This is a genomic window from Paracholeplasma brassicae, assembly GCF_000967915.1.
Lineage (GTDB): Bacteria > Bacillota_I > Bacilli_A > Acholeplasmatales > UBA5453 > Paracholeplasma > Paracholeplasma brassicae.
Map to the genome: position 1 here is coordinate 859,432 of NC_022549.1, position 23,486 is coordinate 882,917.

Genomic DNA, 23,486 nt, shown 5'->3' on the forward strand with positions numbered 1-23,486 from the left:
ATGCTTACATTTCTATTTGTTTCAGTTTGGGCGTTAATTATTACGATTTTAACGACTTACACGAAGACTGATTTACTAAGTGGTTACACACTATTGTGGGCATTTTTTGGGTATTTTTTTGCATGGGTATTTTTAATATTGACCATTGTGATTTTATTACCATACGCCAAATATACAAGAAAAGACAATCGTTTTAAACATTATTATATTCGAAGCTTAGTTCATTTCTTAAATATTTTTCCTCTAAGGTTAAAGATTAAGGTCACAGGTAAATCGAATCTACCAAAAACCGGTGGTTATGTTATCTATGCAAACCACAAATCTTACACGGATCCGTTTATTCTATATACATTGATTAATCGTCCAATGTCGTTAGCAGCTAAAAAAGGGATTTATAAGATTCCAATCATAAAAAACTGGATTGAGTACATTGGATGTATACAAATCGACAGAGATAATAACAGAGAAGCTGCAAAATCAATGCTTGAAGGCATCGAACGTGTTAAAAATGGAATGATCATGGGAATATTTCCTGAAGGCGGTATTAAAGACCGTGACGATGAAAAAATGGTTGCAATTCGAGCTGGTGCCTATAAGCTAGCAACTAAAGCAGAAGCACCGATTGTACCGATCACCATGATGGGAACAAGTGAAGTAAAAAAACGTGCACCATTTAAGCGTACTGTGATTAAAGTGATCATTCATAAACCGCTTTACAAATCCGATTACGAACAGCTATCAACTAGCGAAATTGGTGATATAGTTGCTAAACTCACCAATGATACAATCACAAACGGAATAAAAGCATAAGATTTTTTTACAAATAAAATATATAGAAAAGAACACTCAAGATTTTATTTCTTGAGTGTTCTTTTTAGTTTGCTTCAATATTGAATTGATCAATAGTTAATGCTTCACCATCAAACGATAACCAATGGACGGATGCGTTGTTTAGGTAAGTCAAGTAATTATATTGTTCAGGGTCTGAAAGGATTAAAAACGATTTGACGACGTGTGAATGACAACTGATCATAACGGTCTCATCTTTATGAGTTTTATAAAGGTTCAATAAACCATTTTCAATCCGTTTGAGAAGTAGTTTGTTGTCTTCATAACCTTTAGCATTAAAGCCCTCTTTAGATATGATTTTAATTGTTTCATCGACGTTATTACCTTCGAATAGCGCAAAATCACGTTCTAAAAAGTGATAATCGATTTTGATTTTTTTTGGTTGTTCTAAATGACGATTGATTAACTCAGCTGTATGTTTTGCTCTAATCAAAGGAGACGTATAGATATGATCAAATGCGTAATTATTTTTCTTAAAAAATAGGCCAACATTTGTTGCTTGTTCGATTCCTGTATCATTTAGTGGATTATCGGCCCAACCCTGAACTAACTTGAGTTTATTGAAGTCGGTTTGACCGTGTCTAACTAAACATATTTTCATGCAAAATTCACCTCTATGACATTATAACACAATTATGATATAATTAATACGAGGTGTATAACGATGAGAATGCTTGATTTAATAGCAAAAAAACGTGATAACAAAGAGTTATCTAAAAATGAAATTGAATTTATAATCAAATCCTACACAAATGAGGAAGTCCCTGATTATCAAATGAGTGCATTTTTGATGTCGGTCTACTTTAATGGTATGACGGATCAAGAATCAACCGATTTAGCATTAGCCATGATGCATAGTGGTGACGTATTTGATTTGAGTCTAATTGACGGAATCAAAGTTGACAAACATTCTACTGGTGGTGTTGGTGATAAGGTTACATTGGTTTTAGGACCACTAGTGGCTTCTTGCGGCGCGAAATTTGCAAAGATGAGCGGTAGAGGCTTAGGTCACACGGGTGGTACGTTAGACAAATTAGAATCCATCCCTGGTTACAACATTGTTTTAGATGAGCAGTCATTTATTAAACAAGTAAATGAAATTGGTGTTGCTGTCATTGGACAGTCTAAAAACATCACACCAGCCGATAAAAAAATGTACGCATTAAGAGATGTCACAGGGACAGTAAGATCGATTCCTTTGATCGCCTCATCAATCATGTCAAAGAAATTGGCGAGTGGTGCAGATGCGATTTGCTTAGATGTTAAAGTCGGTAACGGTGCGTTTATGTCTGATATAGAAGAAGCGAAAAAACTAGCGGAATTAATGGTTAACATTGGAAAACTAGCAGGCAGAAAAGTCAAAGCTATCCTTACAAATATGGATGAACCACTTGGTTTTTCAGTTGGTAATTCACTCGAGGTGATTGAAGCGATTGAGACTTTAAAAGGTAATGGGCCAAAAGACTTAGAAACCGTTGTATTAGAAGTTGGCTCCTACTTAATCGAAGATGCCGGTATCGCAACTAAAGACGCTGCGATGACGCTATTAAAAGAAAAATTAGACAATGGTGAAGCATTTAATAAATTGATTGAACTTGTGTCTGCTCAAGGTGGCGATATTAGCTTCATTAAAGACGTATCTAAATTCAAAAAGGCGAGTCGTATCATTCCTTTAATTGCTGATAAAGAAGGGTTCATTGAATCAATGACAACCATTGATATCGGTTTAGCAGCGGCGTATTTAGGTGCGGGAAGAGAAACCGTTGATGGTCAGATTGATCCTGCAGTCGGTATCGTATTTAAAAAGAAAATAGGCGACCGCGTGATGGTTGGTGATGTCATTTTGGAAATCCATGCAAATGACAAGGGCATTGAAGATGCATTTAATACGCTAAAAGAAGCAATTCATATTGGATCGAAAAAGAACGATGTGACGTTAATCGAAGGCGTTATTGTATGAGTATTGCGCTGATTACTGGTGGCGCCATCGGATTGGGTCGATCGTTTGCTAATAAGCTTGCTGATGAAGGCTATGACCTAATTTTAGTTTCACGCAGCCTGGATCATTTAGCAAGGGCCCAAAAAGAAATTCAAATCAAATACAAAGTCAAGGTGTTAATCTACATAGCTGATTTAACCAAACGTGAGGATCGAGAAAAGATGTTTGAATATGCCAAAGTGTATCAACCATCGGTGATTGTAAATAACGCCGGTTTTGGTCATAATGAGTCATTTATCTCGAGTCCCTTAGAAAAAGAATTTGAGATGATCAATTTAAATGTTAAAGCGCTTCATCACATCATGAAGTACTATTATCAGCAATTTAAGACTGAAAACATACCTGGACGTATTATTAACATTTCATCGGTTGCTGGTTTTGTCCCAGGGGCGTATCAAGCAACCTACTATGCGACAAAATCATACGTCACAAGTTTGACACGAGCGGTTGCTTACGAATCTAAAAAACAACAGACGGGTATTCAAATTCAAGTGGTTTGTCCTGGCCCAATTAAGACTAATTTTCATGAAACTGCTCAAACAAGAGTAGAAGCTTACAAAAAGAGTCCTGATGCCACGGCTAGAATTGCGCTTGAGTCGAAAAAAACAGTGATTGTCCCTGGTTTTTCAAACAAGTGCGCTCACGTCATGCTTAAGTTATTACCCAATGGCTTGACGATAAGAGCTCAAGCGATTTTAGGCAAAAAGAAGCAGATTAAAAAATGATTATTTTGATTGAAAATTGATAAAAGATAAGTAGGTGATTTTCACCTACTTTTTGTCTATTATTAAATTGATTGACTATCAAATCAAATATGTTATAATCATAAGTGATCACTACGGGGAGCCATTTGGCTGAGAGGATGAAAAATCGACCCGAATACCTGATCTGGATAATGCCAGCGGAGGAATAGTTAAAACGTTCATTTCTTTGGTATTTCCAAAAGAAATTTTTTTATTTTCTGGAGGGAAATATGGACAAAAACTTGATTAAATTGACAGAGTCGGCGATTTTAGTTGCACTTGCTGTCGCCTTGGAATTTGTTAGTAAACTTATTCCAATTCTTCAAATGCCACAAGGTGGATCCGTTTCAATCGCGATGTTACCAGTGATCATTATCGGTTATAAAAACGGACTATTTTATGGGGTTTTATCGGGACTTACCTATGGGATTATCAACTTTTTAGTTGATGGATACGCATTCCATTGGGGTTCATTTGCATTTGATTACACACTCGCGTTTATGGCACTTGGATTAACTGGTGTTATAAAAAATGCCTATTCAAACAAAATTGTTTTGTTTAATATAGGCATAATCATTGTTGGATTCTTTCGATTTGTGTTTCACGTGATTTCAGGTGTGTTTTTCTTTGAATCCGGTATTTGGGCATCGGTTGTTTATAACGGACCATACATGTTAGGTTCAATCATTTTATGTATGCTAATCGGTAGTTTAACATACAATCGATTAGGCGCAATTATGAAGGCTTAATCAACAACTGATCAACAATTTTTAGGTAGTCAAGGCGCGGTTGATACGAAAACGGTATCAGGTGCGCTTTTTCTTTAAATGTTTGATAAGCAATGGACTGACGGCCACCCTTGGTTTGACTTTCTATATGGGCATTATATAAGACATCAAAAGGCAGTAAATAGTACTCATTATGTGCCTTAAAATAAACAATTAAAAAACCAATGCCACCATGTTCGGTAATCGCTTTTAGATGATCAATTTGGTGTTGATGGATGTTCTTAAGTGGGATTGATGTTGCTGACTTTGTTTCTTTGGCATCGAAATCAATGTAGTGACCTTTATATATGCCATTAAAATCCGTGGTGGATGGCGTTTTATAATAGGCTTCAACAATTTTTGCTTTGTTTCTTGCGGGATAACTAACATTAACCACTTGAACGGGTGTTGGTTTTTTATGGATTACAGCAATTTTTTTATCATAGTAATACTGATTAGTTACTTCAATATCAGATTCTAAGGTCATTCCTAAGTTGGAACGATCGATTTTTTTTTCATGTGATTTTCTAGGTGTAGGGTATGAAATAGCCATAAGATTACTCCTTTTAATGGTTTGAATTGATAGCATAATCATACCATATAAACTGCAAATTTGCTTGATTATTGGTATTGATAAGAATAAAAAAGTCGATATCTTGTGAAAATAATCATAGAAATGGTATAATAGAATAAATAAAGTTGCGATACTGTACAAATGAGGAGAGTTAACATGAGTCAAATTAAAATATACGCCCTAGGTGGTCTAGGTGAAAATGGTAAAAACATGTATTGTGTGGACGTTGATAATCAACTGTTTATTATCGATGCAGGGATTAAATACCCAACATCTGAGTTATTCGGAGTCGATGAAATCGTTCCGGATTATAAAGTGCTATTAGAACAAAAAAACAAGATAAAAGGGTTCTTCATGACCCATGGTCACGAAGACCATATTGGTGCACTTCCTCATATATTAAATGAGATCAACGTACCAATTTATGCGACAAACTTCACAATGGAGTTAATCAAAGACAATTTAAAAGAAGAAGGCTTTGACTTAGATACATTAAAATTAAATGTCATCGATCAAAATTCGATTATCAAATTTAACAACGTAAAGATTACGTTTTTTACGACGACTCACTCAATCCCAGAGTCGGTTGGTATTGCGATATTAACTCAAGAGGGTTCGATCATTTATACATCTGACTATACATTCGATCAAAGCGCTGATCCTAGGTATCAAACCGATTTTAGAAAAATCAACGAGCTATCAGAGAAAAAAGTACTCTGCCTGATGACTGAGTCTTTAGGGTCTGGCCTTGTTTTAAATGGTTCAGTGAATAAGTCTTTAGAACGAGAAATAAGTACCGCAATGTCAAATGCAGAGGGCAGAATTATTGTGTCATTATTCTCATCTGACTTGCAAAAAATACAAAAAGTGATCGATATTGCACATAAACTTAAAAAGAAAATTGCCATCATTGGTCGTCGTGCACAGCGCATTGTTGATATTGCAATTGAAATGGAGTATTTGAATATTCCAAAAGAATCATTAATTGCCTTAAGATACATCGATGATAAAAACCAAAATGATGACAAAGATATTGTCGCACTTGTGACAGGAAATCGTCATGAGCCATTTTATATGTTACAACGTATGTGTAAAAAAGTTGACCGTTTAATTCATATAAACGAAAGAGACACCGTTATTGTGGTCGCTTCACCTATCCCAGGAACTGAAAAAATGGCGGCAAGAACCTTAGATACACTTTATCGAACAGATGCGAGCATTAAAGTAATCGATAAAAAGTTATTATCGACGTCACACGCCACAGCAGATGAAATAAAAATGATGATGAACATGTTAAAACCTAAATACATTATGCCTGTCATCGGTGAATATCGTATGCAACATGCCGTAATGAAATTAGCTTGCGACATGGGCTATCAACAAAACGATGTGTTCTTAATGGACAATGGCGATGTATTAGATTTCAAAGATGGTAATCCAGTGCTCTTGAAAAATAAAATTAAATCAGGTGACATTTTGATTGATGGTTCAGCCATCGGTGATGTCAATGATATCGTAATCAGAGACAGAGAATTGCTAAGTGAAGATGGCGTTTTATTATTGATTGCTAATATCAATCCAAGATCTAAACGCATTTTAGGTGACATTGAAATTGTTACCAAAGGCTTTGTTTATGTTAAAGAGTCTGAAGAATTACTCAATGGTGTAAAAGAAGTCTTCATGAAAGCTTCTGAAAAACACCTCAAGGGTAAATACATCAACTGGAACGATTTAAAAACAAGTATTCGTGAAGATGTGAATAAGTTCTTGTACAAAGAGACAAAACGTAGCCCAATCACGATTCCTGTGATTATCGCAACCGAAGTTTAATGATGAAGAAAACCGTTTTTGGTTTGTTTGCGATTAGTATTTTGATTTTTGTGTATTTTATAACGTATTTTGTTGTTTTAAGCCAAAAACAAAATGAGGTATTTCATGAGATAGTCGAAGAAAGCAAAAAGACGAATGACTATGAATTATTTTTGAAGTATCAACCAAACGCAAGTTATCATAAATTAATCGAGCTTGATTCAGTGGTTAATGAAAATTACCGAATCAAGGCTTATCAAGTGATACAAACCGATAATCAAAGTTTGTTAGTGATTTTTGTTCAAGTGTTAAATGGTGACTATGCCACATCTATCGATGATGACTTGGATCAAACAAAACTAGTCGTTAGCAAGAATAGTGATATTGTTTATGACTCAAAGACTTATGAAGGTCAAGAAGAAGTGGCATACAGCTTTGGAATTGACGTTATGGGTTTTTACTATTATCAGGTTGAAACAACCATTGAAGCGCTAACGTTTGAACTATACGATTATCATGGTGATTTAATCACAACCGATTTACTTAACGAGCCAATCGGTTCATATGATCCATCTTTATTGATCGATAATGGATTTGAAACCAACTTTACGTCAAGCGAATTGAGCGATCTATTAAGTTTAAAGGATGAAACGTGGGTTTTTGTACGAAATTTAGCGATAACTATCGCTTTAGAACTAGGTTTATACTTATGGTTAATGAAAAAGAAATAGCAAATTCTGCTGTTTCTTTTTTTGTCTCTTAGGATTGACAAGTATTGATTAATATTAAAGTATATTGGTTTCCTTCATTAAAAAAACAAAAATAAAAGCCTTTACATTTTGAAACTCATCGATTATAATCAAAGTAAGGAAACCGATTTCCATTGAAGGGAGTTTTAGAAGTGATATTTAATAACTTGAAGAACGATACAGGATTTTACATACCAATGTACAATAAATTAGGATTTAAATCTTATGTCACACCTAGACTACTCGGTGATATTAAGCTAGATTATCACACCTATTTATTGGAACCAACAACAGAAATTGACTTGACCTCAAGCTTTTTTTCACGTCATGTCAGTTTTTATGTTGATGGCAAACCACATTTCCTCAATGGTAACTCAGAATCACAGCAAACTGATAAAATTGATGTCGAATTAGGACTACTGTATCAAAAAGTCACTAGGCACAATAAAAAATTCCAACTTGATGTAACAACCTTTGTCCCACTAGATGCATTAATGGAATCAAACGTGATTACTTATCAAAACACAACGTCTAAAACACAACGCTTAAAAGTGATTGTTGCAACGCCACTGTATGGTAGAAGTGCGGATAACCTAAGAGATCACCGTCACGTCACATCTCTTCTTAATCGAGTAGAGGTATTAGAAAATTGTGTCGTGCTTAATCCAACGCTCTCGTTTGATGAACGCGGACATAAAAAAAATGAACTTAATTATGGCGTTTATGCGTCCTCGCCTCAATTATCAGTTGAAGGCTATTACCCTTCACTTGAGGATTACGTTAAAAATGGGTCTTTGCAATTTCCAAAAGGATTAGATTCTCTAGTTCAAACGGGAGATTATGTTGAAGGAAAAGAAGCACTCGGAGGTATCTCTTTTAAAACCATTGAAGTCAAAAGTCAGGAAGTAATCACACTCTATTTCAATTTAGGCATAAATCATTCAAAAGAACAATTAATCAGTACCTTTAATAAATACAGTCAAAGTAAAACAATCGCGATTGCTTTTGAGGAAGTAAAAACCTATTTTACGAAGGAAGTAAGCAAACTTCAATTTCACATGAAAAATCTCGAATACAGTGAAAAATTAAACTATATACCGATTCAACCAATCTTAAGGCGCTTTCAAGGCAATTCATACTTGCCTCATCATGATTATGGTAAAGGCGGGCGTGGTTGGCGTGATTTGTGGCAAGATTTAATCTCGATGATCATGTATAACGACTCAGAATGTCGTAGTTTACTACTTAACAACTTCGCTGGTGTACGAATTGATGGCTCGAATGCTACCATCATCGGTGATAAAGCTGGTGAGTTCTTAGCGGACAGAAATAACATTGTACGTGTTTGGAGTGATCACGCCGCTTGGCCGCTCTTAACGACAAAAATGTATATTGATGAAACCGGGGATTTGAGTTTTTTACTTGAAACCCAAACTTATTTTGATGATCAGTTTACACATTACACGAAAAAAACAAAAACGAAAAAAAGTACTAACCATCAATTAAAAATCCAGAACGATACCATCTATGGGACAGTCCTTGAACATTTGATATTGCAAAACGTTGTTGCAATCAATAACGTCGGTTCAAACGGTTTTGTCCGTTTGGAAGATGCGGATTGGAATGACGGCTTGGATATGGCGAGTAAAAAAGGTGAAACGATTGCATTTACACATTTTTACATCAATAATTTATTGGTTTTGGCAGAGCTGATTCAAAAATTAGAGACACCTAAAATCGAGTTGTTTGAATCACTAACCAAGTTGATCTTAAACAAGAATTATAGTCTTGATATATTCTTCGATGATGTGCATGATTTTACAGACAATAAAGTATCAATCGATAAAGAAATACTTGCTAGTGAATTAACAAAGAAAGCAACCCTAGTCTTAAAACAAATTAACAAGTACGCTTTCATGCGTGAGGGTGGCCTGCAAAGTTATATTGATAACGATGGAAATTTTCTTGATTCCTCAAGCACCTTATCCCTAACTGGGCAAACGATGGCATTATTAAATCAAACACTAAGTAAAACACAAGCAAAAAAAGTCTCTAATGTGACAAAAAAACATCTATTTGATCGTATGATTGGTGGTTACCGATTAAATTCAAATTATCAAGACGTTAAAATGAACATGGGAAGAGCGTATGGTTTTGCTTATGGTACCAAAGAAAATGGTGCGGTATTTTCACACATGAGCTTAATGTACGCGTATGGTCTTTACCAATACAATTTCGTTAAACAAGGAAGAGAAGCCTATCAAACACTCGTTAATCAAGCGTTTAAAGATAAATCTGTCGTTTGTCTTGGTATTCCAGAATACTTTAACAATGAAGGCATTGGTAAATACCTGTATTTGACCGGAAGTGCGACATGGCTATTAAAACTATTACGCACGGAAGTCTTTGGAATTGAACTGTCATTTGGCACATTACGATTAAATCCTAAACTAAGTAAAGACGATTTTATCGATTCGATTGCAGTGATTAAAACCTATGTGCATAATAAACCACTTCAAGTGACCTATCATAATCCTAAAAAACTTGAATATGGTGATTATCGAATAGCGAGTATTCAAATGAATGGAAAAGAAGTCATAAATGAATTTCAGTCCATCGAAGGCGATTTGGAGGTGTATCTTGATGAAATTGTATGAACAACATCTGTTTGATGGTATCGGTTATCAAAAATTATTTCATTACAACGCCTGGCGTGTGGCCATATTAAACTACATCGATGAACTTGACTGTGATAATATTACACATTTTCAAGCCCATTTAAACACCGATGAAGCGTTTGTATTACTTGAGGGCGAAGCAATCATATTTTTCCTCAATGAAGATCAAAGTATCGAAGCCGTTTCGCTACAAAAAAACGTGGTATTAAATGTGAAAAAAGGTGTATATCATAATCATACGCTATCCAAAGATGCAAAACTACTCATTATTGAAAATGAAGACACCTGTGATGAGAATTCACCTCATTATGAATTGTCACTTGAACAAAGAGCATTTATTATAAAACATAAGGTGGGTTAAAGATGTATAAATTAGTTTGGGAAGACTTATTTAAAAACGATGGACTACCAGACGAATCCATATGGACCTTTGAAACCGGGGGGCATGGATTTGGTAATCATGAACAACAACATTATACAAACCGTCTTGAAAACTGTTACATAAAAGATGGTATATTGACGATAGAAGCAAAAAAAGAAACCTATCAAGGGAACGACTATACTTCAAGTAAATTAATCACTTATAATAAGAAGCCAATCTTGTATGGGAAAGTGAAGGTGATGGCAGAATTACCAACCGGCAGAGGCACGTGGCCAGCCATTTGGTTTTTAGGCAATTCATTTAAAGAAGGAACACCATGGCCAGATTGTGGCGAAATTGATTTATTAGAACACGTGGGTTCAAACTTAGGTCAAGTCCATTTTAGCCTTCATACAAAAAAACACAACCACTTGATTAAAACTCAACCGACCTTCTTTTATAAAGACGAAGGACTTTTATCTGGTTTTCACGAATATCAGATGGTTTGGGATGAAAGTCAAATATCATTTTACGTCGATGACGTACACAAAGTCACGTTTAAAAAAGAAGAAGTTACCATTGATGACCATTGGCCATTTAGTCAACCACATTACTTAATTCTAAATTTAGCGATGGGTGGCTGGTGGGGTGGCGAAATTGATGATACTGCCTTACCACAAAAATTTCGATTTAAATACGTGAAAGTATATGAAAGATGTGAAAAATAATGAAACGAACAATATATCATATTGCAACTGAGTTGGGGTTATCTCCAGGGACGATATCGAAGGTAATCAATAAAACCGGTAACGTTTCAGAAGAAACACGAAAACGCGTTTTGGATTACATCAAAGAAGTTGGTTACGTCCCAGCAACAAGTGCAAGAATGCTAAAGAGTAAGAGAAGCTATACCATTGGGGTTGTTTTTTCGGAAGATTTAAAAATAGGATTAGAGCATTCATTCTTTGCATCAATTCTACAAAATTTTAAATCGTACGTTGAAAAAGAAGGTTATGAGCTCTCATTTATCGTTACTCAATTAGGTGAACATAAGATGAGCTATTATGAGTGGTGTATGAATAAAAAGGTTGACGGTGTCTTTATTGTCGTCGGTGAGGCGAATGACGACGGAATTATTGAACTGGCAAACAAAAATATTCCTTGCGTATCAACGGATATTGTCATACCTGGAATAACGTCTGTGATTTCGGATAATGAAGATGGTATAATCCAATCACTAGACTATCTATTTAAAGATAGAAGTCTCAGTGACGTTGCAATTATCACAGGACCATTGAAATCAAGATCATTTTATATTCGTTACCAAACCTACATGAATTATCTAAAAACAAATAAACTACCCATCAAGAAATCCTATATTGTTGAGGCAGAGAGCTTTGGATTTACTAGTGGTGTAAACGCAGCAAACAAGTTAATTGAAGAAAACCCAGTCTTACCAAAAGCGATTCTTGTTGGTTCAGATGATATTGCACTTGGTGTGTTAAAGTCGCTTAAGGAACACCAAATTAAAGTGCCTGATGATATCGAGATTATTGGGTTTGATGACATTCCATTTGCTAAACATTTCACCCCAAGCTTAACCACCGTAAAACAGGACAAGGTGATGATAGGTGAAACAGCTGCAAAAGCATTGATTAACATGATAGAGCACAGTAATCAGAAACAAGAAATACTGATTAAAGTGCCAGTGAGTTTAATTTTAAGAGAATCAACAAAATAATCGATTCAGATACTTGTAAACGATTACATTTTGTGATATTATAATAATGAAAAACAAAGAAACCGATTTCCTAACATTTGAAAGCGTTTTTAATGGAAATATTAACAATGATGTTAAATGTTAAACTTGGTTTAGGAAATCGATTTACCTTAGGAGGCTATGATGGCAGTTATCAATAATCAATTCGTAATGGAATCTTACCAGTCAAAGAAGCCATTTTCTAGTTTCTTGAGTGGCGTTGCTGGTAAAAAGGGTATTCCAATTTGGTCATTTTATGTGAATCGTGGACAAGCGATTAGTTCATTTGGTGTTCGAGATAAGAACGGTCAAATTTTGGAATTTTATCCAGCAAATAAAGCGTATTTAAACACAAGTCGTATCGGGTTTAGAACCTTTATACGACTCAACAATGAAACATATGAGTTTTTTAAACATCAAACATTTAAAGAAAAAATGTCAATTTCACCAGATAAACTCGTGATTGAAGATACGATTGACGAAATCAAGATCATGGTGAGAGTGACCTACTTAACGCTACCAAATGAACCCATCGGTGCGTTAATGAGAAAAGTAGAGGTTATTAACCTCAGCGATCAGCCATTAGAGATTGAAGTCCTCGATGGTTTGACACAAATCCTACCGAGTGGGATTGATTATGGTGGATATAAAGCGGTGTCCAATTTACTTCAAAGTTGGATGGATGTGGATTTAAAAGACAATCATGCATTTTATAAACTACGCGCAAGTACAGCAGACAGTGCGGTTATAAATGATGTAACTGACGGTCATTTCATGATTTCGTCCGTTTCAAACACCGAATTTAAACTGTATGCGGATACAAAACTCATATTCGGTTATGACACAGGCTTCGACTCACCAGTCAATTTTACCAACGGTGGTATTGATCGATTAGAAGAACAAAAACAAGTCTTTGTTAATCAAGTCGCTTGTGGCTTTGTCGGATTTAAGAAACACTTAAAAGACCAAGTTACCATTTGCAGTCTATATGGTTATACGCATGATTCAAATCATCTAACTACGTTTTCAAGTAAGGTGAATCTAAGTTATTTCAATCAAAAAGAAATCGAAAACGAACAAATCATCACCGAATTAACCAACCCAATCGATTTAACAACCTCAAGCCAAGCGTTTGATCAATACATGAAGCAAAATTTCCTCGATAACTTATTAAGAGGTGGTGTGCCTTTTGTGTTTGAAACAAAAGACGGTCCTGTGGCGTACCATCTGTTTTCAAGGAAACATGGTGACTTGGAAAGAGACTATAACTTTTATGTCATTGAACCTGAGTTTTACTCACAAGGCAATGGTAATTTTAGAGATGTTTTACAAAACAGACGAAATGATGTGCTCTTTTATCCGGAGGTAAAAGATCATAACATCAGACACTTTTACAGTTTAATTCAAGCCGATGGCTACAACCCGCTTTCGATTGAAGGGTTAAAGTTTATTTATACTAAAACACCACCAAAAGAACTTGCGTCGATCATAGATAAGCCATTTACACCTGGGCAAGTCATTAATTCACTCGTTAAAGGTCTACACACCTTTGATGAGGCTGAAAAAATACTAAGAGACATATTAAAGGATTCAAGCGTTCAAATTGAAGCGAATTTTGGTGAAGGCTACTGGCAAGACCACTTTACGTATCTACAAGATTTAATCGAGGCATATTTAGCCATCTACCCAGAAACAAAAAAAGACTTATTGTTTAGTGATCGTTTTTACCGATTCTTTAATTCAAATATTTACGTAAAACCACGTAGTGAAAAGTACATTAAACGAAGTGATGGTAAAATTAGGCAGTATCATGGGATAAAACACCTTTCTGATCAAGGCAAGTGGTTAAAAGTAGGTAATGAAGAGATTAAAGTAGAACTCTATTCTAAAATGATTACCTTAGTTCTTACAAAGTATGGTTTATTAGATCCTTATGGCATAGGAATTTCATATGAAGCAGACAAACCTGGTTGGAACGATGCGATGAATGGTTTACCAGCATTATTCTCATCCGGTGTATCAGAAATGATCGAATTAAGACGAATTGTGAAATTCTTAAAGAGTGTTCAAATAGACTATCGAGGACAATCCGTCCACGTTTTATCTGAACTGATGGATCTTTCAAAAGCTTACGTTTGTATTAGTGATAAATCATTACACAAACAGTGGGAACTAAGACAAGAGGCGGTTGAATTATATCGTCTCAATGTACTGACACCTAAGGGCATAAAGGAAGTAGAAATCGATCAATTCGATGAGGTATTGAATAAAATTGATCATGACTTAGATCAAGCACTTGTGAAAGCCAAATCAATTAGTCCAATGTTACCGACCTATTTAACCTATGAGGCCGTAGAGTCAACCATCATTAAAGAAGTAGATGGACAAACATTTGTAAAAGTAGAAGCGTTTGAACTACACCCAATTACAGAATTTCTTGAGGCACCAGCTCGATATCTTAAACAATCGAAAGATGTGAAAACGTCAAAGGGTATTTATGAAATGGTCAAACACAGTGAGCTTTATGACAAAAAGATGAAGTTTTATCAAACTTCTAGACCACTGGATAACTACTCGAATGAAATTGGGCGTATACGTGCGTTTACCAAAGGTTGGTTAGAACGCGAGTCGAATTTCTTACACATGACCTATAAATATCTTCTAGGTTTAATCAAATCAGGGCTATACGAAGAATTTTATCAAGAAATAAAGACTAATTTTGTTTGTTTCATGGATGAGAACGTTTATGGAAGATCAATTCTAGAAAATTCTTCATTCATTGTCACAGGGACAAACCCTGATGAGCAACGACATGGGCAAGGGTTTGTTTCTAGATTGTCAGGATCAACCGCAGAAATGTTATCGATTTATCAACAGATGTTTTATGGCAATGAATTATTTAAATTTGAGAACGGTGAACTGGTCTTATACTTGAAGCCCAATTTAAATCACTCATTCTTTAAAGATAAACAGGTAAAAACGACGTTCATGGACTCAAAAATTACCTACATCAATCCAGATTTAGTCGATACCTATGATAAAGAAGCGGTGATCGAAAAAATAGAAGTGATCGATCAAGGTCAAACATTTGTTTTTAAAGATTCAATAAGAGGGCAACAGGCATTAAACGTTCGTAACAAGAACGGTTTAGTCATAAAAGTATTTATAAAAAGGGAGGAAAAGAAATGAAAAAAGCTTTATTATTAGTTGGGCTATTATTTAGTGGATTGTTTCTAGCAAGTTGCGGAAAAACACTAGGTAATATTGAATTTAGAGGCGCCGACGACGTTGCAAACATTAAATTCGGATCTGAATTCAATGTCTTAGCAGGCGTCAAAGCCATTGGAGACGACGGCACTGATTATTCTGACAAAATCACTTACATTACAAGTGCAACGGTCAGTAGCAGTCATTTATTAGATACACAAGACCCAGGTCAAGTGGTTATCAAATATAACGTCGAAGTAAACGGTGAAACTTGGAGTCGTTTTAGATACCTCACCGTATTAGACCCTGAAGCAGTTGAAGGACAAATGCTTGTGAACAAAGATTTCTCAGCAGGCGTTGGTGGCTGGAATAGTGACTCAGTTGTCTACATTAGTGATGGGGCAGCAATGACACTAAGTGCCGTTGATGGTATTCTACAAGCCGATGTGGTTGCTGGGGCAAACTCATACACACCAAGATTTGGCCAAATGAATGTTCCATTTGAACAAGATAAAACGTATGAAGTCTCATTTAGAGCGAAATCATCTGCTGAAAAAGTGATCAACGTTAACGTTGGTGAACTACTAACCGCAGCACCTTACTTTATCGACTTCAAAGAAAAACAAACTGAAAACTTTACACTCACAACCGAATGGCAAGAGTTCTCATTTAAGTTTACACACAAATTAGATAATAAACGTGGTGGTATCTTATTCGAACTTGGTACGGTTGGAACAAACAAAGTTGACGCTTTAGTCGAATTTGACTGGGTTGATGTTGAGGAGTCAATTGCTGATCCAGATACTAAAGCACCTGAATTCACTGGACTTGCAGTTTCAAAATCTATCCTAGTTGGGGCTACCTTTAATCCACTTGCTGGTGTGAGCGCTTATGACCTAGTTGATGGCGATTTAACCTCAGAAATTGCAGTTGAAGTTAAAGATGCTGATGGTGTTGTTGTTACTGAAATTGACACCACGGAAGAAACAACATATACACTAACTTACACTGTAAGTGATGCTGCGTTAAACGAAGCTAGCTTTGTGATGACTCTAGAAATTGTAGGTATGCAATTTAGTGATACGAACTTAATCAAAAATGGTGACTTTAGTCAACCACTAGATGAAGTAACACCTGAATGGTCGATGTGGTTACAAGAATGGGATGACGTTGCAGTTGCAACAGGTACAGTCAACGAAGTTGATGAAACATTTGAAATCGTTATTTCAAACCCTGGTAGTGGCGGCGAAGCTTGGACAGTACAATTCATTCAAAGAGTATCGTTAATCGAAGGTAAAACTTACCGTGTTCGCTTTGACGTGAAATCATCAGTTACAAGAGACATTGATTTTGTTATCACAGAAGATGTTACTTATTTCGAACACATTAAGGCTGTAGCTATTGATGTAACAGATGAATTTACAACATTTGAGTATATCTTTACAGCACTTAAATCAACTGCAGACACTAAGTTTGAGTTTGATTTAGGAACAACAGCAAACTATCAAGCGTCAACCTTAACGTTTGATAACATTAGCTTACACGAAGCAGTACTGGATGAAAACATCGTCAATGGTGACTTTGGTTACATTGGATGGCAAGCATTCCACAACGATTGGGAAGGTTCAGTTGCTAATATGGCAATTGTTGATGGTGAATTTGTTTATACGTTAAATAAATATAACGACACAGGCAATTCATATTCACTACAATTAATCTATCTTGAAAAATTCATTTTAGCACCAAATACAGCATACACATTCAAGATTGATTTATACGCAACACAAGAATTAACCTTATCGCCTTTCTTCACACAAGGTGAAGGTGGCGGATGGAACAATATTTCAACGTTAACTGCACTTGAGGTAACAGCAACAAAACAAACGTTTGTTATTCCTGTCGTATCAGGCGCAAATGGTGAGTTACCATACGAATTTAAATTTGAGTTTGGTAATGCAATTGAAAGTTTTGAAGCAAGTGAAACAGTAAATCCAATCAAAGTGATGTTTGATAATGTCTCATTTATTGAAGATGAAACAACTGTAGAACTTATGAAAAATGGTAATGCAGAAACCGTTGAAGATTTCTTCTATGATAACTCAGGTGCCGGTGAAGGCACAATGGTTTTAGAAAATGGTCAAGCAGTGATTGACGTCACAGCACTTGGTGGTGAAGCATACACCCCACATTTCTATCAAATTATCGATCAATTAACACCAGGCAGCTATCGCTTGAAGTTAGTTATCTCATCAAGTGTTACACGTGATTTCCGTGTGAACTTAGTGTTACCTGAGGCTGGCTGGGTATCGTTATTGCCAGAGACAAAATACGACTTTAACGTTGAAAAAGACGTAGAAAAAGTGGTATATGTTGATTTTACTGTCGCTAATCTAGTAACTAACGTTAAACTAGAATTAGATTTCGGTACTTTAGGTGGCGAATTGGTTTCAGAAGTTGGCCAATTTGTCATTTCTGAAGTGATGGTTTATCAAAACTTAAATTCATAAGAGGAGGCGCACATGAAAAAAATACTTACTCTATTGGTTGCCTTTCTATTTGTCTTTACCCTAGCTGCTTGTAAAGACGAAGGATCAACTGAAAAGAAAATCGAACTTAGATACGCTGACTGGGCAAACCAAGACATCAACAAACGAATGATTGATAAGTTTATGGAAAAATACCCACACATTCGCGTAACCATTTCAACCGACATCGCTGGTTCTGGTGATGCCTTTACTGGTAACTTAGAGATTGCAGCACAAAATGGTCTACTACCTGACGTTTTTGCAACCGATAACGTGCCAACAATTGTTAATAAAGGTCTAACTGCAGACTTAAAAACCTATTGGGATAATGACGATGACGCAAAACTCGTCTATCCAAACATTGCTGAAACGGCTGTCTACAATGGACACCGTTACGCAATTCCTTCGTTCCAATTCTTAAAAGGTATCTTTATCAACTTAGATATTTTTGCTGAAAAGAATTTAACAACGGTTGAAGGAAAATACCGTATTGATAATAATGGTTACCCAGTAAAAGACTGGACCCATCAAGAATTTGTTGAAGTTGCAAAAGCAATTACAAACTATGACATCGTGAACACTGAAAACTTAGTCGTTGGGTTTGATACTTGGTATGGCGCACCTGATTTCCAACAAGTTTGGCCAATGATGAATGATGCAGAGACAGGTTATGATACATGGAATGGAACTTCTTTCAACTATGAATCAGAAGCTTGGATTGAAGCAATGAAGGCTAAAGTAGAAATTGACAACTATGAAACAAACCTTGGTGTCACATCTAGATACCCAGCAGCAGACTGGGAAGCAACACCAGCACTACAAAGCTACATCATCTACACTGGTTATGGTGCGATGGATATTGAAGGTTCATGGCAATTTAACTACATTCAATTAGCTAAAGAAGAAGGTATTAATTTAGGTTTCTGGCCATATCCAAGTGGTTCAGAAGGCTTGTTCCCACCGACCATTCTTGACTATGCAGCCGTTTCAAGCCAAACCGAACATCCGGAAGAAGCTTATTTGTTAGCTAAATGGATGACTTATGGTAGAGATGGTTGGAACGCACGTATTGAATTATACGAAGAAGATCGTCAAACCGCCATTTCAGAAGGCAAAACGCCTGCTTATTTAGATCGCTTCCCAATTGCTGATTACCCTGGCGTATGGGACAAAGTGTATACATTAGTTGATGGTATTGAAGGTATTGAATACACACTTGATCGTATCGAACACTCAAAACCTGACCTTGATAAATGGTTAGCTGGGTATAAAGATTTCTGGTCATGGGTGAATGACGCTGAAAATGAATATGGTTGGGCAGCGCTTCAAGTCGCTGGACCTGACGCAGTACCAACATTCGCTGCACAATGGAATGCAAAAGTAAATGAATTAGTTAGTACCCAAATTGCAAATTTAGGTAAAGACGAATAATTAATAAGGTCATCAAGAGGGGGATAAAAACCCCTCTTGATACCATATCAAATGGAGGCAATTATGATTAAAAAAGTCAAAAAAACAAGGTTTTATATCGCCGTACAAAGACAGTTGAAGAAAGTGAAAAACTTTTTTGTTTTATTCGGTTTAAAAAAGACCATATTATCAATAATCGTTATTAGCTTGTCTTTAGTGGTGGTGTTTTCATTTTTTAAGACAAGTGAAAATAATGATTTTTTTGACGCACGAAAGCTTGCCAACACGTATGAATCAAGCGCGATAAATCAAGAAGAAGACAACTACACGGCTAAACTACTTGACTATCGACAATATGGCCATCAAAAGACGAACATTGTTCGTAGTTTTGACCCATTTGATATGGTTAGTTATCAAAAAATAGATCACTCGAACGAAGAATATCAAAATCAAATCGATACGTATTATCAGTCAAATCCAGACATTAGTTCGAAAGAGCTTATTTTATTCAATAAGAAAGGTGATCGACTAGAGCTTGATTTGGAAATCACTACGGCTGGGATTTATTATCTTAGCATTGATTACACCGATGTTTCTGAAGCGGTCCAATCGAATCAAATTGCGTTAAAGATTAACGATGATTTTCCATTCTATGAAGCAAGAACGTTAATTTTAGATTCCTCATGGGTTTTTGATTCAACCGAATTTAAACTCGATCGCTACCAAAATGAGATTCAACCGAGTTCAAGCAAAGTATTCGAATGGAATCAGGCAACGCTAAAAGATCTAAAAGGGATGCACGATGGATTATTTGGGTTCTACCTTGAACCAGGCGATAAACTCAGTTTAGAACATGTTTCAGGAAGTTATTTAATCGGTAAAATTCACTTTGTTCAAGATGAAGTGATTGCGGACTATGATACCTATTTAGCAACACACAAAGACGCAGTACTTCAAGAAGAACGAATCGAGATATCAGCCAAGGACATTAAAGAGCGTTCGGATGCATCTATCCGATTAAGAGCTGAACGAGACCCATCAAGTATGCATTATCATACGCAATTTTTAAAAATGAATACGATTTTTGGAGATTCTTGGCAAAATGGTGGCCAATCAATTACTTATCAAATAGAAGTAGAAAAAAGCGGATTTTATCACGTTGGTTTTAAGTATCGTCAGTACATGATCAAAGACATGCCTGTTTTTAGAAAAATATACGTCAATGGTGAAGTACCATTTGACTTACTTTCAAGCTATGCGTTTCCATACACAACGTCGTTTATGAACCGAACACTGACAGATGAAGATGAAAAACCACTCTTAATCTATTTGAATGAAGGTACTAACGAATTGACATTAGAAGCGGTGTTGTACCCATACCGAACGACAATTGAAACCATCAAGTACGTCATGAGTCAAATTCAAGACTTGTCACTTCGTGTAAAGAAATACACCTCTGGCGGTACGGATCGTTACAGAGACTGGGACATTGAAACATATTTTCCAACCGCTAAAGAAGATGTGCTTTCTTGGGCAACAATTCTTGATGAAGCGTATAAAGATTTAAAAACACTCTCAAATACGGACGAACCTTCAGAAATTTCGAATTTGAAGGTGGCCGCTAAACGGTTGAGAGATATTGCTAAAAGCATCAACAAACTGCCATCACGCATGGTCCAATTTTCGGACGGTGACTCCTCAGTTAATCAGTTTTTAGGCGATTTGATGCAGCGTTTGATGCGTTCAAACTTAGAAATTGAACGAAGTGTTTTTTATGGTAAAACCGAAATGAAAAAACCTTATTCGAATATATTTGTAAGCACATTTGAGGGATTTAAGCGCCTAGTGCTCTCGTTTGTTAATAACCCTTACTCAACATCACGAAGAAGTAGCGATGAGTTGATCGTTTGGGTCAATCACCCAAGACAATACATCGAAATCATGCAAATGATGATCGATTCACAATACGATGGCGATATGAAAGTAACACTCTCACAAATGCCCGATCAAAACAAATTGATTTTGGCAAACGTCAGTGGGGATGCACCAGATCTTGCCATTGGTGTGGATCACTGGATACCTTATGAGTTTGCAATCAGAGACGCTTCATTGGATTTAAGGCAATTTAAAGGTTATGAAGCGATGGTAAGTGAATTTTCTAAGGGTGCAATGATTCCATATGTGTTTGAAGATGGCGTCTATGGGGTACCAGAAACACAAAACTTTTGGGTAACGTATTATCGTACGGATATTTTAAGTTCAATTGGTATTACGGACGTTCCACAAACCTGGGATGAAATTATTGAGATATTACCCCTACTTCAAAGTTATGGTATGAATTACTTTGTGCCTTTAGCGCAATATGAAGGGCTTAAACCATTTGTTGCTACACTGCCATTTATCTATCAATTCGGTGGGGACTTATACCAACCTGATGGCATGAGTACAGCAATCAATAGTGATCAAACACTTCAAGGGATTAAATTGATGAGTGAATTATTCACACTCTACAATTTACCTCAAAGAGTAGCGAACTTTTATAATCATTTTAGATATGGGTTGTTACCGATTGGTGTGAGTGATTTATCGACTTATATTTTATTATCAACCGCGGCATCTGAATTAGACGGTCTATGGCAAATGGATTTACATCCGGGTGTCTATAATGAAGAAAAAGATGAGATCGTCAGATACTCAGCCGTTGGTGCACAAGGCTCAATGATACTAAGTTCGACCAAGCATAAAGATGAATCGTTTGATTTCCTAAAGTGGTGGATGTCTACTGATGTCCAATCCGACTTTGGCTTCTTACTACAAACAACCTATGGTAAACAGTATTTTTGGAATTCTGCGAACATCGAGGCGTTTAAGACCTCTTCAATGCCAGAAGAGTTTAAAGATGTTGTCTTAGAACAGTGGAATTATGGCATTGAAGCCTCAAGAATTCCAGGGGCGTACATGGTTGAACGTGAAATATCAAATGCGTGGAGTAGCATCGTCTATAATAACGTTAATCCTAGATTAGCGCTTGATGATGCCATGCGTATATCGAATCGAGAAATCTTGTATAAGATGAGCGAATTTGGCTACGTTGAGAATAACGTAGTAATCAAAGATTACACCGTGCCAAGTATATATAATATTGACCGGTGGTTAACGGAGGTAGACCATGATTAAACGAATGAATCACCCAGCGTGGTTTATCTTACCCTATTGGATACTTTTTGCCGTGTTCATTATTGTGCCAGTTGTCATTGCAATTGGGTTATCATTTACGTACTTTAACTCGATTCAAACACCAAACTACATTGGTGTTACTAACTACATTGAGTTGATCACAGTCGATACGGTATTTATGCAAAATGTATTACCAAATACAATAAAGTTTGCTTTAATCGTTGGACCAATTGGTTATTTACTGTCATTTTTATTGGCATGGATGTTAGCACAAATACCCGGTAAATCAAGAACAGTATTAGCCATCATTCTTTATTCACCATCGCTCACCATGGGGGTCGCAATGAGTTCAATGTGGCGAATCATATTCTCTGGTGACTCTGGCGGCTATCTTAACAGCATGCTGATTAATTGGGGGATTATACTAGAACCAATCCAGTTTCTACAATCACCTGCGTATTTAATGAACATCATGATTGTCGTTTCACTTTGGAGTTCCATGGGCGTTGGCTTTCTTGCGATGCTTGCTGGGGTTTTAAACATCGATCAAACGTTATATGAAGCAGCTTATATGGATGGCATTAAAAACCGAACACAAGAAATATTTTTTATCACAATTCCACAAATGAAGCCTCAAATGCTCTTTGGTGCGGTGATGGCGGTGGTTGGTACATTTCAAGCCGGAGCCATTGGTGTACAATTATCAGGGTCTAACCCAACCCCGCAATATGCTGGGCAACTGATTGTTAACCACATCGAAGATTTTGGATTCATTCGTTACTTGATGGGGTATGCGTCTGCGATTAGTGTCGTACTATTGATGATGGTATACTTATTGTCGAAGGTGACACAAAAGATTTTAGGAGAGAGGGATTAACT

17 protein-coding genes and 1 riboswitch are annotated in these 23,486 nt (G+C 36.2%); of the genes, 15 read left to right on the forward strand and 2 right to left on the reverse strand.

The features are described 5' to 3' along the window. Complete coding sequence (locus tag BN853_RS03985; RefSeq protein WP_030004665.1) at positions 1-810, forward strand: lysophospholipid acyltransferase family protein; 810 nt, start codon at positions 1-3, stop codon at positions 808-810. 64 nt (positions 811-874) lie between these two features. On the opposite strand, the gene BN853_RS03990 is transcribed toward BN853_RS03985, so the two are convergent. Further along, positions 875-1,450 (reverse strand): histidine phosphatase family protein, encoded by a 576-nt coding sequence (locus BN853_RS03990; RefSeq protein WP_030004666.1) that lies wholly within the window; start codon positions 1,448-1,450, stop codon positions 875-877. A gap of 63 nt (positions 1,451-1,513) precedes the next feature. Here BN853_RS03990 and BN853_RS03995 point away from each other — a divergent pair, with 63 nt between their 5' ends. From BN853_RS03995 to BN853_RS04005, 3 genes are all read left to right on the forward strand, one after another. Then, positions 1,514-2,809, forward strand: a complete 1,296-nt coding sequence (locus tag BN853_RS03995) for a pyrimidine-nucleoside phosphorylase (protein WP_030004667.1) — start codon at positions 1,514-1,516, stop codon at positions 2,807-2,809. After that, positions 2,806-3,573 (forward strand): SDR family NAD(P)-dependent oxidoreductase, encoded by a 768-nt coding sequence (locus BN853_RS04000; protein ID WP_030004668.1) that lies wholly within the window; start codon positions 2,806-2,808, stop codon positions 3,571-3,573. The genes BN853_RS03995 and BN853_RS04000 overlap by 4 nt, the downstream gene beginning before the upstream one ends. Before the next feature lie 104 nt (positions 3,574-3,677). Beyond that, a riboswitch (TPP riboswitch) is annotated at positions 3,678-3,775 on the forward strand. A gap of 46 nt (positions 3,776-3,821) precedes the next feature. Further along, positions 3,822-4,340 (forward strand): energy-coupled thiamine transporter ThiT, encoded by a 519-nt coding sequence (locus BN853_RS04005; protein WP_030004669.1) that lies wholly within the window; start codon positions 3,822-3,824, stop codon positions 4,338-4,340. Here the strand turns inward: BN853_RS04005 and recU are convergent. Then, entirely contained in the window at positions 4,327-4,911 is a 585-nt protein-coding gene (gene recU, locus BN853_RS04010) for a Holliday junction resolvase RecU (protein WP_030004670.1), read from the reverse strand. The genes BN853_RS04005 and recU overlap by 14 nt on opposite strands. 177 nt (positions 4,912-5,088) lie before the next feature. Between recU and BN853_RS04015 the strand changes: the two genes are divergently transcribed. From BN853_RS04015 to BN853_RS04065, 11 genes are all read left to right on the forward strand, one after another. After that, a complete protein-coding gene (locus tag BN853_RS04015; RefSeq protein WP_030004671.1) occupies positions 5,089-6,762 on the forward strand; it encodes a ribonuclease J in 1,674 nt (557 codons plus the stop codon). 2 nt (positions 6,763-6,764) lie between these two features. After that, positions 6,765-7,472 carry a hypothetical protein gene (locus BN853_RS04020; RefSeq protein WP_030004672.1) on the forward strand — a complete coding sequence of 236 codons (708 nt, stop codon included), beginning with the start codon at positions 6,765-6,767 and terminating at the stop codon, positions 7,470-7,472. Between the two features lie 215 nt (positions 7,473-7,687). Further along, positions 7,688-10,147, forward strand: coding sequence for a GH36-type glycosyl hydrolase domain-containing protein (locus tag BN853_RS04025; RefSeq protein ID WP_157869932.1), 2,460 nt, complete (start codon positions 7,688-7,690; stop codon positions 10,145-10,147). Further along, positions 10,134-10,529: a cupin domain-containing protein gene (locus tag BN853_RS04030; RefSeq protein WP_030004674.1), complete on the forward strand. Its 396-nt coding sequence runs from the start codon at positions 10,134-10,136 to the stop codon at positions 10,527-10,529. The genes BN853_RS04025 and BN853_RS04030 overlap by 14 nt, the downstream gene beginning before the upstream one ends. Positions 10,530-10,531: 2 nt before the next feature. Continuing rightward, the gene (locus BN853_RS04035; RefSeq protein WP_030004675.1) at positions 10,532-11,257 is read left to right on the forward strand and encodes a glycoside hydrolase family 16 protein; all 726 of its coding nucleotides are present in this window, start codon (positions 10,532-10,534) and stop codon (positions 11,255-11,257) included. After that, positions 11,257-12,270, forward strand: a complete 1,014-nt coding sequence (locus tag BN853_RS04040; RefSeq protein WP_030004676.1) for a LacI family DNA-binding transcriptional regulator — start codon at positions 11,257-11,259, stop codon at positions 12,268-12,270. Before BN853_RS04035 ends, BN853_RS04040 begins: the two co-directional genes overlap by 1 nt. 162 nt (positions 12,271-12,432) lie before the next feature. Continuing rightward, positions 12,433-15,477, forward strand: a complete 3,045-nt coding sequence (locus tag BN853_RS04045) for a hypothetical protein (protein ID WP_030004677.1) — start codon at positions 12,433-12,435, stop codon at positions 15,475-15,477. Then, a complete protein-coding gene (locus BN853_RS04050) occupies positions 15,474-18,002 on the forward strand; it encodes a carbohydrate binding domain-containing protein (RefSeq protein WP_030004678.1) in 2,529 nt (842 codons plus the stop codon). Before BN853_RS04045 ends, BN853_RS04050 begins: the two co-directional genes overlap by 4 nt. Positions 18,003-18,014: 12 nt before the next feature. After that, positions 18,015-19,451 (forward strand): ABC transporter substrate-binding protein, encoded by a 1,437-nt coding sequence (locus BN853_RS04055; RefSeq protein ID WP_030004679.1) that lies wholly within the window; start codon positions 18,015-18,017, stop codon positions 19,449-19,451. A 63-nt stretch (positions 19,452-19,514) separates the two neighbouring features. Then, the gene (locus BN853_RS04060) at positions 19,515-22,607 is read left to right on the forward strand and encodes an extracellular solute-binding protein (protein WP_030004680.1); all 3,093 of its coding nucleotides are present in this window, start codon (positions 19,515-19,517) and stop codon (positions 22,605-22,607) included. Beyond that, a complete protein-coding gene (locus BN853_RS04065) occupies positions 22,600-23,484 on the forward strand; it encodes a carbohydrate ABC transporter permease (protein WP_030004681.1) in 885 nt (294 codons plus the stop codon). The genes BN853_RS04060 and BN853_RS04065 overlap by 8 nt, the downstream gene beginning before the upstream one ends. Positions 23,485-23,486 lie beyond the last annotated feature (2 nt).

Coding starts and splice junctions, on each gene's coding strand:
- BN853_RS04020 (WP_030004672.1), top strand. CDS start 6,765: ATGAAGAAAACCGTTTTTGGTTTGTTTGCGATTAGTATTTTGATTTTT.
- BN853_RS04060 (WP_030004680.1), top strand. CDS start 19,515: ATGATTAAAAAAGTCAAAAAAACAAGGTTTTATATCGCCGTACAAAGA.
- recU (WP_030004670.1), bottom strand. CDS start 4,911: ATGGCTATTTCATACCCTACACCTAGAAAATCACATGAAAAAAAAATC.
- BN853_RS04045 (WP_030004677.1), top strand. CDS start 12,433: ATGGCAGTTATCAATAATCAATTCGTAATGGAATCTTACCAGTCAAAG.
- BN853_RS04030 (WP_030004674.1), top strand. CDS start 10,134: ATGAAATTGTATGAACAACATCTGTTTGATGGTATCGGTTATCAAAAA.
- BN853_RS04050 (WP_030004678.1), top strand. CDS start 15,474: ATGAAAAAAGCTTTATTATTAGTTGGGCTATTATTTAGTGGATTGTTT.
- BN853_RS04025 (WP_157869932.1), top strand. CDS start 7,688: ATGTACAATAAATTAGGATTTAAATCTTATGTCACACCTAGACTACTC.
- BN853_RS04040 (WP_030004676.1), top strand. CDS start 11,257: ATGAAACGAACAATATATCATATTGCAACTGAGTTGGGGTTATCTCCA.
- BN853_RS04055 (WP_030004679.1), top strand. CDS start 18,015: ATGAAAAAAATACTTACTCTATTGGTTGCCTTTCTATTTGTCTTTACC.
- BN853_RS04005 (WP_030004669.1), top strand. CDS start 3,822: ATGGACAAAAACTTGATTAAATTGACAGAGTCGGCGATTTTAGTTGCA.
- BN853_RS04000 (WP_030004668.1), top strand. CDS start 2,806: ATGAGTATTGCGCTGATTACTGGTGGCGCCATCGGATTGGGTCGATCG.
- BN853_RS03985 (WP_030004665.1), top strand. CDS start 1: ATGCTTACATTTCTATTTGTTTCAGTTTGGGCGTTAATTATTACGATT.
- BN853_RS03990 (WP_030004666.1), bottom strand. CDS start 1,450: ATGAAAATATGTTTAGTTAGACACGGTCAAACCGACTTCAATAAACTC.
- BN853_RS03995 (WP_030004667.1), top strand. CDS start 1,514: ATGAGAATGCTTGATTTAATAGCAAAAAAACGTGATAACAAAGAGTTA.
- BN853_RS04065 (WP_030004681.1), top strand. CDS start 22,600: ATGATTAAACGAATGAATCACCCAGCGTGGTTTATCTTACCCTATTGG.
- BN853_RS04035 (WP_030004675.1), top strand. CDS start 10,532: ATGTATAAATTAGTTTGGGAAGACTTATTTAAAAACGATGGACTACCA.
- BN853_RS04015 (WP_030004671.1), top strand. CDS start 5,089: ATGAGTCAAATTAAAATATACGCCCTAGGTGGTCTAGGTGAAAATGGT.